This is a genomic window from Crocosphaera sp. Alani8 (genome assembly GCF_038442745.1).
Classification (GTDB): domain Bacteria; phylum Cyanobacteriota; class Cyanobacteriia; order Cyanobacteriales; family Microcystaceae; genus Crocosphaera.
On record NZ_JARVCN010000135.1, the window covers coordinates 1 to 8,996 of the forward strand.

Here is an 8,996-nt window from a genome sequence, read left to right on the forward strand (position 1 = left end):
ATTTTCATCTTTGTCCCCTAACTTTCGGCGAGTCCCCCCAGACTTTTTGAGAAGTTTCCGTTCAGTGGAATATAAAACCTGTGGCTGGAAACTTTCTGAGGACAGAAAATATCTAACTATTACTGATTCTACTGGTATTGGAAAACTTAAATTAGTGGGAAGTCGGGATTTACATTTCTATCAAAAAACTCAGATTAAACGAATTAGATTAGTCAGAAGGGCTGATGGTTACTATGCTCAATTTTGTATTGATATAACAAGGGTAGAAAAAGCTAAATCGACTGGTAATTATCTGGGTATCGATGTCGGTTTAGAATCTTTTTACACCGACTCAACAGGTAAAAAAGTAGAAAATCCTCGATTTTTTAGAAAGTCTGAGAAAAAACTCAAAAAGTTTCAGCGTAAACTGAGTAAATGTAAGAAAGGAAGTAACAACCGGAGAAAAGCACAAAAAAAACTAGCTAAACAACATTTAAAAGTCAGTCGCCAGCGTAAAGATTTTGTTGTAAAAACAGCAAGATACGTGGCAATGTCTAACGATATTGTGGTGATTGAAAACCTCAATATTAAGGGGTTATTTCGGACAAAATTAGCTAAATCAATCAACGATGCTAGTTGGTCAATGTTCCGAGAATGGCTAGAGTATTTCTGTCAGGTATTTGATAGAAAGTTGATAGCTGTTAACCCTAATTACACTAGCCAAGATTGCAGTAATTGTGGTCAAAGAGTTAAGAAGTCACTATCAACTAGAACTCACGTTTGTAGCTGTGGGACAAAACTTGATCGTGATCATAACGCTGGAATTAATATTTTAAATCAAGGACTCGATAGCGTAGGGCATACGCAAATCGCCCAAGAATATTGGGTAAACGCTTCTGGACAGATGAGCCTCTTCTGTATTGATGAAAATCAGTATACTAAGTTCGCTGGTTGAAAGAAGAATCCCTCGACTCCGTCGACGGGAGTGTCAACAAATTAGATTATGTGTATATTTGCTTTTATTGGGTTCCAGACTACAACTATAGCAATCAGTCATCAGTTGTGATCATTTAAGTCTGAGGTATAAGGGAACGGGGAACAGGGAAAAGTCAACAGTAAGCAATGGTAACTGATAACTGATAACTGGGAAAAAAGATATCTCATGAATCATCCCTGATTGCTATATCTTCCCTCTTAGTTGTGAGAATTTATTGAGAATATGTTAAACCTAGACATATATCATACCCCGCTAAGAATTTTTAAATAGTCATGAATCCTGATAATAAACCAAACTATACTGAAAAAAACCCTAATTCCCTATCTCAGTACAATAAATCTGAATACGAACCCATTGATGCAGAAATTATCGCGGAAACTTCCGCAGACTCCTCTGAACTTGAGGAGAATGAAAACACCGTTAATCTAACTTGGTATCCCACCTCAGCAGAAGAACCCAACCAAGCAAAAGAAGATGATTTATTACCTGTATGGTTGAAACAAGGATTAGTGTGCTTGTCTACACCTTGGGGAATAGGATCATTATCCTTGATTGTACTGACAAATTTTGGACTAGTTGGGTTACAACTATGGGAAATGCAACCAACCCCCGAAGAGTCACCCACAACTACCTTAGACGTGGATAACACCCCTTCTAACTTATCCATACCGAGAAGTCTTAATATTGCTAGAAAATCCCCTGATGAGGTCATTTTAGACGGACTAAGTACGGTTTCCCTCCCTTCTCCCCCTCCTGTGTCCCCTCAACAATCAGCGACATACACTCCCGTATCTTCGGTTCCAACCCAGAAGGTAGTCAATATCAATCCACCTCCAAGCTTAACAAACGCGATTTTACCTCCCTCTCTACAACCCCAAACCCCCACCAACTACCAATTGTCCACCACTCCTCTCAAAGTACCTCAACAACCAAAAAATCCCCCCGTTCCCTCTTCTATTCCCGTTGCAGAAATTCCTCGTCCCCTTCCCCATTCAACGGTTCCTTCCGTAGTTATTGAACCCCCACCTCCTCCTATCAATAACCAAACAGTTTCCGAAGAAGAACAAATTCGTCAAGGAATTAAACAACAGTTAAAAATGGAAGAAAACGATCAAAATAATATACCTTTAGGATTTAACCATAAAACCCGTTTAGAGATGCAAAATGGAATGAATGAACTTCCTCCACAAGTATTACCCCAACAAATTAAACATCTTGAACAACTTCAAGAAAGAGAAGTTTTAGATTCAGAAACGTCACAAAATGATGTTGATAACTCTTTGTGATTACTGAAAACCCAAAACCTTGGTACACTGTTATTATAAGCAACCAATAGGAGAAAAAAATGGGATGGTTAGAAAGAGTTAGTCGGGTTGTTAAGGGTCATCTTAATAGCTTGGTTAATGAAGCAGAAGACCCCGAAAAATTATTAGATGATGCTATTAGCCAAATGGAACAAGAGTTGATTGCCATGCGTCGTGCATTAGCAGAAGCGATCGCCACTCATAAAGGTGCAGAACGGCAGTTATCTCGTTACCAAAAAGCTTGCCAAACTTGGTACGAAAGAGCAGAATTAGCCATAGAAAAAGGTAACGAAACTTTAGCTAGAGAGGCATTATTTAAACATCAATCTTATCAACAACAAGCTGATAGTATTCAAAGCCAATTAATAGAACAATATGAAATTATTCAGAGGTTAAAAGATCAATTGCGTACAGTTGAACACAAAGAACGGGAAGCTAAAACGAAAAAGAGTCTTTATTTAGCCCGACTTCGTTCTGCTATGGCATCCCAAAAACTCCACGAAGTTTTAGGAAATCTCGATCCCTATAATTCAGAAAATTTGTTTGAAAGAATCGACCAACAAATTATTGAATTAGAGACACAATCCGCTACGATGGGAAAAATTGCTGATCCCCTAGAAAGTAAATTTATGGAGTTAGAAAATAGTAAAAAAGTAGAAAAAGAAATTGCTCAGTTAAAAGCTAAAAATTCTCAATCAGAAATAGACGAACTCAGGTCTAAGCTGGATCAATTATAAACATATAAAATGAATCAAACTTCAATTCATGCTCAACCCCCTTTAGAATATATTCCTCCTAGTTTTAATCCTTGGGTCTACCGTGGGGTCAAAACTTGCTTACCCTTGTGGTTACAATGGCAAACTACAATTAAGGAAATAGAAGGTAACAATATTGAAAAGTTACTCGATCTTTATCAACAATTTCAAGAGGGAAAAACTCGTTTTTTAATGGCTTTTCGTCATCCTAGTGTAAACGATCCCTATTGTATGGGATATTTAGTCTGGAAACTGTTGCCAAAAGTAGCCAAAGAACAAAAGATCAATTTAAAAAACCCCCTCCATTCTCACTTTATGTATGATCGAGGTATCCCCCTTTGGGCAGGTTCTGCAGTGGGTTGGTTATACTCTAGTTTAGGGGGAACATCTATACAAAGAGGTAAGTTAGATATTCCTGGATTACGTTCAGCAAGAGAGTTATTTGTCAATAGTCAATTTCCCATAGCAGCAGCCCCAGAAGGAGCAACAAATGGTCATAATGAAATTATTAGTCCCTTAGAACCGGGGATCTCTCAATTAGGGTTTTGGTGTGCAGAAGATGTACAGAAAAATAATCGCCAAGAAACGGTTTTTATTGTTCCTATCGGTATTCAATATTTCTATATTTCTCCTCCTTGGGGAGAGATTGAAAAGCTATTAACTCAGTTAGAAAAAGATGCCGGTATTTCTTCAGAAAATCATTCCTTAGAAACTGCTAAATTATACGAACGATTATATAAATTAGGGGAACATTTTTTAGGGGTGATGGAAAATTTTTATCGACAATTTTATCATCAACAGTTACCAGATCAATCGGAACAAACTTTACAAGAAAGATTACAAAAGTTACTCAATACTAGCCTAAAAGTAGCAGAAACCTACTTTGATCTTAAACCTAAAGGAACGATGATTGATCGCTGCCGTCGTCTGGAACAAGCAGGGTGGGAATATATTTATCGGGATGACTTCAAGGAGATGAATAAACTATCTTTAGTGGAAAAAGGACTAGGCGATCGCGTTGCTGAAGAAGCGAGTTTAAGAATGTGGCATATGCGTTTAGTGGAGTCTTTTGTGGCAGTAACCGGATACTATGTAAAAGACAAACCATCTGCCGAAAGGTTTGCCGATACGGTCCTATTATTGTGGGATTCCATAGCAAAAATTAAAGGAGAAAACCCCTTCTTTCGTCCTCAACTGGGTGAACAAAAAGCATTGATAACAGTGGGTGATCCTCTATCCATTAGCGATCGCTTTGATACCTATAAAAAAAATCGTCGTCAAGCCGTCACCAGCTTAACGCAAGACTTACGAGATAGTTTAGATAGGTTGATTGTTCGCGCTTAAAGGATTAAGGTAAGCATTCAGCTATTAGTCGTCAGTAATCAGCCTATTTTATCTGTTTATAGCAATTAAACGAATGCTTACCGCTTTCATCTTTTCACTGAACACTGACAGCTGAATGCTTACCCATTAAGAACAATTAATTCTAAATTTCTCCCATCAGCTAACAAAATTAATCATAGCCATGAACACCTGACGGGTAAGGGGTAAACTATCCACTACCATTGCAGTACACAACAACATTAAGTAGAGGATAGAAAACTTAAATAGGGATCGGGCCATGTCCTTATCAAAAGGATTTTGTTTCAGTAACCAAGTTTTCTTGATAAATATCACCCCTAATAGTACAGCGATCGCACCGTATAGCCAACCGGAAGCCCCTAAAGGATAGACTAATAATAAAGTACAAGGGATCACCAATAAGGTGTACCACCAAATTTGACGAACCGTTGACTCTTCTCCTTCGATGACTGGCATCATGGGAACATTCACCTGGGCGTAATCATCCTTAATCATCAAGGCTAAAGCCCAGAAATGGGGAGGAGTCCAGAGGAAAATAATTGCAAACAAAATCCAAGGGGCCCAACTGAGATCCCCTGTGACTGCTGCCCAACCCACTAAGGGAGGAATAGAACCAGCAGCCCCACCGATGACGATATTTTGGGGGGTATTGCGCTTGAGGAAGTGGGTATAAACCAGCATATAAAAAGCAATGCCGGACATGGCTAATAAACCACTGAGAAGGTTTATATAGACAAGAAAAAGACTAAAAGACATTACCCCCAACACTACAGCAAAAATGAGGGCGTGACTGGATTGAACTCGGCCAGAAGGAATGGGACGGGTTCGGGTTCGCAACATTTCGTAGTCAATATCGCGATCATAAATACAGTTCATTACCTGCGCTGAAGCTGCGGCCAGGGTTCCTCCTAATAGGGTGATTAGTAGTTTAAAGGAGTCTACTTGACCCTCAGAAGCAATCCACATCGAGGCGGCTGTGGTAATTAGTAAAAGAGGAATAATCCTCGGTTTGGTTAGTTGATAATAACTTCTAACCACTTGTAAAAGGTTCTCGTTACGACGGACAAGATCAGTCCCAATCATTATTCACACCAAATTCTGTTGATTGATAGGTTATTGTGCTAAGCACGAAAAAATATAGAAGGCAGAAAAGGGGTTGGTTTGCTAACCAATTAAAATCCTTAACTTTTGCTTGTTGCCTGTTTGTTGCCTGACACATCTCGCATTCCCAGGGTTGTTAAGGCTACTAAGGTGGCAAATAAAGCCGCCCCAATGGTATGATGGGTGACGGTTAAGGGTTCTACCTGTAAACGTAGGTAAAAGGTGGCTACCCCTAACAGCACTTGCAATACAACAATCCCACCTACTACCCAAGCAAGTTGTCTTAAGGTTGGATGAAGTGCAGGAGTCCGCCAGGTGGTGAAAACGACGGCTAAGGTGGCTAGGGTGGCGGGAACCACACCAATAATATGACTATTCATAACAGCGCAGAGTTGGGAACCACCAAAGCATTGATGCAAAGCCCAACGGGAACCTACTAATGCCCCTAATAAGCATTGGACGTACACTAAAATAGCTGCTGTGAGGCTAACCCATCGCAGTTTAGTGGCAGTGGTGGTGCCACGGTAGGGGGTTAGACAGAGGGCAATGATCACCAAGGTTGCGAAAAATAGGAGGGCTGTTCCCAAATGGGCGGTGACAATATCAAACCGTAGCATTTGCGTGACAGTTAGACCGCCTAATACTCCTTGGAAAACAATTAATCCTAATGCTCCTAAACAAGCCCAGGGCAACCATTTGGGCAGTTCCTTGCGAAACCACCAAGATAGTCCCACTAGGGCTAGGGTACTCAAACCAATGAGGGACGCATCTAAGCGATGGAACCACTCTAAGAAGACTTGTAGATTCATTTGTTGGGTGGGGACTAACTGACCATAACACAAAGGCCAGTCCGGACAAGCTAACCCTGCATTCATCACCCTTGTGGCACTACCTACCGCCATCAATAGTAGGGTGGCGATGGCGATTTTCCAGACCAGAAATCTCATCCATTTTTGGACTTTCGGGCGATCGCTTGTGGGGGTTATTTGTCCTGTAAGAACAGATTCTGTCATAGCATCCTATTACTTTATTTAACAGATTTGTTTGCTAACAAAGTGTTGACTTTGCTACAAAATTTTGTCTCTTTAAAAGTAGAGCTAGTCAGATCGTACTGAAGAGTTTCTGATTTGTGCCTGAATTTTTAGGAACTTTTTCTAATCTTTTGATTAGGTTAACAATGCCTTTACTTAAGTTAACAATTTCTGACTTAAATTTAACTATATTTTAAGCTATTAGAAGGTTTAAGCGATGGCAAAGTCTGTATATTTGCGACTTTCGGGATCATGAAAAGCTAAAACAATATCTTCTTTTGGTACAGATTCTCTTAATAATTCATTAGCTATACCTTCTTCTGTCCAATCTTCTTCTATATAGATTTTCTTATTTTTAATTCGTATATGAACATGAATGTTTCTAATTTTTTTCTTTCCTTCCCATCCCATAAATAACCACATATATTGATCATGTTCTTCATCAAAAATAAGACAGCTTTCTCTGCTTAAGTTCGATGAACCTGAAACCCATTCGTCATATTCTGTTAAGACTTTTTTGATAGATTCGCGATACTTTTTTAACTTATCCATTCTAAAATTTCCTCTTGCTCCATATCAACAACAATTAAGAGTAATTCGTTGATTTTGCTAATTTCCTTGATAGAATCTCTTTGAAAAAAGTTTATATAGATACTGTCTTTAATAGCTAAATAAATTGTATATTCTGGTTCAGTTAGCTCCATTAAGTCTCGATATAAAATATATTGACCTAAAGCAACCTCAAAATCTCTCATTGGTGAGGGACTTAAAAAGCTTTTGATTTCAACAATTATTTTATGTCCACTGCGTTCAGCAGCAATTGGTTTTTCTGCTGCTAAATCAGCAAATAATTCAGCATCTTTGTATTTAATTCTATAAGGATCTGCTGTAATAGTCCAACCTTCTTTAATTAAAGCATTTTTAACGGCATCATGATAAGTGTCTTTTGCTGGCATTTTCCTCCTTATACTTATTTTAGGGTATAGTTTTATTATAGGCGATCGCTTTTTTCATTTTTATTAATTTATTTCAACAAATTTTCAATTTCTTCATCACTAAAACCAAATTGTCTAAAAATGCGTAAAACATAAGCAGGTGACATTTCTTTTGCCCCAATATCTATAGGAACAATTCTACGCTGTTTGTCAATTTCTCGAATGTATAAACGATGATCTCCTTTTCCTTCTCGATAAAATTGACAACCTCCTTTTTCAAGAATTTTAATTAGTTTTTTGTGTTTAAGAGAAGGAATATTTTTAGGCATAAACTTTTCTTAATTCGTAGATTTCAGAAGATTCAGAATCTTCAATGGTTAAAAATTCATGGAGTTCATCAATATGAAGTGAACGAGAATAGATATTATCTTCGCTATTATAAACTTCTAAAAAAGATTCAATTGCTTCTTTAAGTTTATCAATAGCTTGTTCTGGAGTTTCTCCTTGTCCCACTAATCCGTTTTCGAGACATAATGAAACCCAATAACTTGCGCTTTTTCTGAGAATGACGGTGTAAAAGTTCATTTTTGTTTAACTAATTGCTAAAATATGTTTTGAGTTAATATTATTTTTAATGCTTTCACTTAAGAGTTGATATAGGAAATGAGGTGTTTTTTCATTAGCTAATTCTAAACATTTTTGATAATTTTGACAAGCTAATTCATCATTTATTATTCGATAATGAATTATTTTTGTCCATTCTGGTGCAGTAATCATTAGTTGTGGAATAACAGCAATAAAAGCTTCAATTTGTTGTTGTGGGTCAAAAGATTCTAAAAAATGGACTAACCCAAACATAACTTCAGCTTGTTCACAATTATCATCTAAAATAAGATGTAAGTCTTTTAAATACTCATCATGAGGGTTTTCTGCAATCTTTTCTAAAGTTTCTTCAAAAGTAATTACCTCTTCAGGCGTTTTCATAAAGCGATTTTCTTTTAAAGTTTTTAGTAAATTAATCATTAGATTACTCCTTTATAAAAACATTTTGCCAAGTCTCTTGATTGAGTTTAATAAGCGTTTGTAAACTTTTTCTGATGCTTGAGTTATAGAGTTTTTGATTAAGATAAATAGAACGAATATTCCACACTTCTTGTGCTAGAATTTGCCGAGGTGAAAGAGTTAAATCTGGACTTCTACCATAGGATGAAGTTTGGCGATGACGACCCCCTTTTCCTGGTGATAAATGTTCCATCATGATAGCAATTCGTTGATTGGTTGTGTAATCTTTGACTTTAGCTTTCATGTAAGCATTAGAAGGAACATGATGAGGGGTTAAATTGTCTCCTCTACGACCTAATTTTAACAAGTTGCCGTAGGTCCCGACTTGTCCTTCTCCTGTAAGTAGTTTAGATTGGGTAATGTTGTCTCCTTGTAACTATTTTAGAGGATATGTTCATTATAGGCGATCGCACTTAATTGTATCTTCTCAAAAAGCCAGGGGTCACTCGCTGCGAAAACTTAGGCCAAAC

12 protein-coding genes are annotated in these 8,996 nt (G+C 37.6%); 4 read left to right on the plus strand and 8 right to left on the minus strand.

All coding sequences use genetic code 11. The features are described 5' to 3' along the window. From P9B04_RS09510 to P9B04_RS09525, 4 genes are all read left to right on the plus strand, one after another. On the plus strand, positions 1 to 934 hold a 934-nt coding region (locus P9B04_RS09510; protein WP_342054750.1), incomplete at its 5' end, for an RNA-guided endonuclease InsQ/TnpB family protein. A 314-nt stretch (positions 935 to 1,248) separates the two neighbouring features. Then, complete coding sequence (locus P9B04_RS09515; RefSeq protein ID WP_342054751.1) at positions 1,249 to 2,262, plus strand: hypothetical protein; 1,014 nt, start codon at positions 1,249 to 1,251, stop codon at positions 2,260 to 2,262. 59 nt (positions 2,263 to 2,321) lie between these two features. Next, positions 2,322 to 3,017 carry a PspA/IM30 family protein gene (locus tag P9B04_RS09520; protein WP_342054752.1) on the plus strand — a complete coding sequence of 232 codons (696 nt, stop codon included), beginning with the start codon at positions 2,322 to 2,324 and terminating at the stop codon, positions 3,015 to 3,017. A 9-nt stretch (positions 3,018 to 3,026) separates the two neighbouring features. After that, on the plus strand, positions 3,027 to 4,379 hold the full coding sequence (locus P9B04_RS09525) for a 1-acyl-sn-glycerol-3-phosphate acyltransferase (RefSeq protein WP_342054753.1): 1,353 nt from the start codon (positions 3,027 to 3,029) through the stop codon (positions 4,377 to 4,379). A gap of 156 nt (positions 4,380 to 4,535) precedes the next feature. On the opposite strand, the gene P9B04_RS09530 is transcribed toward P9B04_RS09525, so the two are convergent. The 8 genes from P9B04_RS09530 to P9B04_RS09565 form a co-directional block, all read right to left on the minus strand. Then, positions 4,536 to 5,480 carry a heme o synthase gene (locus P9B04_RS09530; protein WP_342054754.1) on the minus strand — a complete coding sequence of 315 codons (945 nt, stop codon included), beginning with the start codon at positions 5,478 to 5,480 and terminating at the stop codon, positions 4,536 to 4,538. Positions 5,481 to 5,578: 98 nt separating this feature from the next. Beyond that, on the minus strand, positions 5,579 to 6,511 hold the full coding sequence (locus tag P9B04_RS09535) for a COX15/CtaA family protein (protein WP_342054755.1): 933 nt from the start codon (positions 6,509 to 6,511) through the stop codon (positions 5,579 to 5,581). A gap of 228 nt (positions 6,512 to 6,739) precedes the next feature. Continuing rightward, on the minus strand, positions 6,740 to 7,081 hold the full coding sequence (locus tag P9B04_RS09540; RefSeq protein ID WP_342054756.1) for a XisI protein: 342 nt from the start codon (positions 7,079 to 7,081) through the stop codon (positions 6,740 to 6,742). Beyond that, a complete protein-coding gene (locus P9B04_RS09545; protein ID WP_342054757.1) occupies positions 7,069 to 7,485 on the minus strand; it encodes a XisH family protein in 417 nt (138 codons plus the stop codon). The genes P9B04_RS09540 and P9B04_RS09545 overlap by 13 nt, the downstream gene beginning before the upstream one ends. A 68-nt stretch (positions 7,486 to 7,553) precedes the next feature. Beyond that, the gene (locus P9B04_RS09550; protein ID WP_342054758.1) at positions 7,554 to 7,793 is read right to left on the minus strand and encodes a type II toxin-antitoxin system HicA family toxin; all 240 of its coding nucleotides are present in this window, start codon (positions 7,791 to 7,793) and stop codon (positions 7,554 to 7,556) included. Further along, positions 7,786 to 8,049 (minus strand): type II toxin-antitoxin system HicB family antitoxin, encoded by a 264-nt coding sequence (locus P9B04_RS09555; protein WP_342054759.1) that lies wholly within the window; start codon positions 8,047 to 8,049, stop codon positions 7,786 to 7,788. Before P9B04_RS09555 ends, P9B04_RS09550 begins: the two co-directional genes overlap by 8 nt. Positions 8,050 to 8,055: 6 nt before the next feature. Further along, complete coding sequence (locus tag P9B04_RS09560; protein WP_342054760.1) at positions 8,056 to 8,484, minus strand: Imm30 family immunity protein; 429 nt, start codon at positions 8,482 to 8,484, stop codon at positions 8,056 to 8,058. 7 nt (positions 8,485 to 8,491) lie between these two features. Then, the gene (locus P9B04_RS09565) at positions 8,492 to 8,770 is read right to left on the minus strand and encodes a hypothetical protein (protein ID WP_342054761.1); all 279 of its coding nucleotides are present in this window, start codon (positions 8,768 to 8,770) and stop codon (positions 8,492 to 8,494) included. Between the last annotated feature and the right edge of the window lie 226 nt (positions 8,771 to 8,996).

Coding starts and splice junctions, on each gene's coding strand:
- P9B04_RS09515 (WP_342054751.1), top strand. CDS start 1,249: ATGAATCCTGATAATAAACCAAACTATACTGAAAAAAACCCTAATTCC.
- P9B04_RS09520 (WP_342054752.1), top strand. CDS start 2,322: ATGGGATGGTTAGAAAGAGTTAGTCGGGTTGTTAAGGGTCATCTTAAT.
- P9B04_RS09525 (WP_342054753.1), top strand. CDS start 3,027: ATGAATCAAACTTCAATTCATGCTCAACCCCCTTTAGAATATATTCCT.
- P9B04_RS09530 (WP_342054754.1), bottom strand. CDS start 5,480: ATGATTGGGACTGATCTTGTCCGTCGTAACGAGAACCTTTTACAAGTG.
- P9B04_RS09535 (WP_342054755.1), bottom strand. CDS start 6,511: ATGACAGAATCTGTTCTTACAGGACAAATAACCCCCACAAGCGATCGC.
- P9B04_RS09540 (WP_342054756.1), bottom strand. CDS start 7,081: ATGGATAAGTTAAAAAAGTATCGCGAATCTATCAAAAAAGTCTTAACA.
- P9B04_RS09545 (WP_342054757.1), bottom strand. CDS start 7,485: ATGCCAGCAAAAGACACTTATCATGATGCCGTTAAAAATGCTTTAATT.
- P9B04_RS09550 (WP_342054758.1), bottom strand. CDS start 7,793: ATGCCTAAAAATATTCCTTCTCTTAAACACAAAAAACTAATTAAAATT.
- P9B04_RS09555 (WP_342054759.1), bottom strand. CDS start 8,049: ATGAACTTTTACACCGTCATTCTCAGAAAAAGCGCAAGTTATTGGGTT.
- P9B04_RS09565 (WP_342054761.1), bottom strand. CDS start 8,770: ATGAAAGCTAAAGTCAAAGATTACACAACCAATCAACGAATTGCTATC.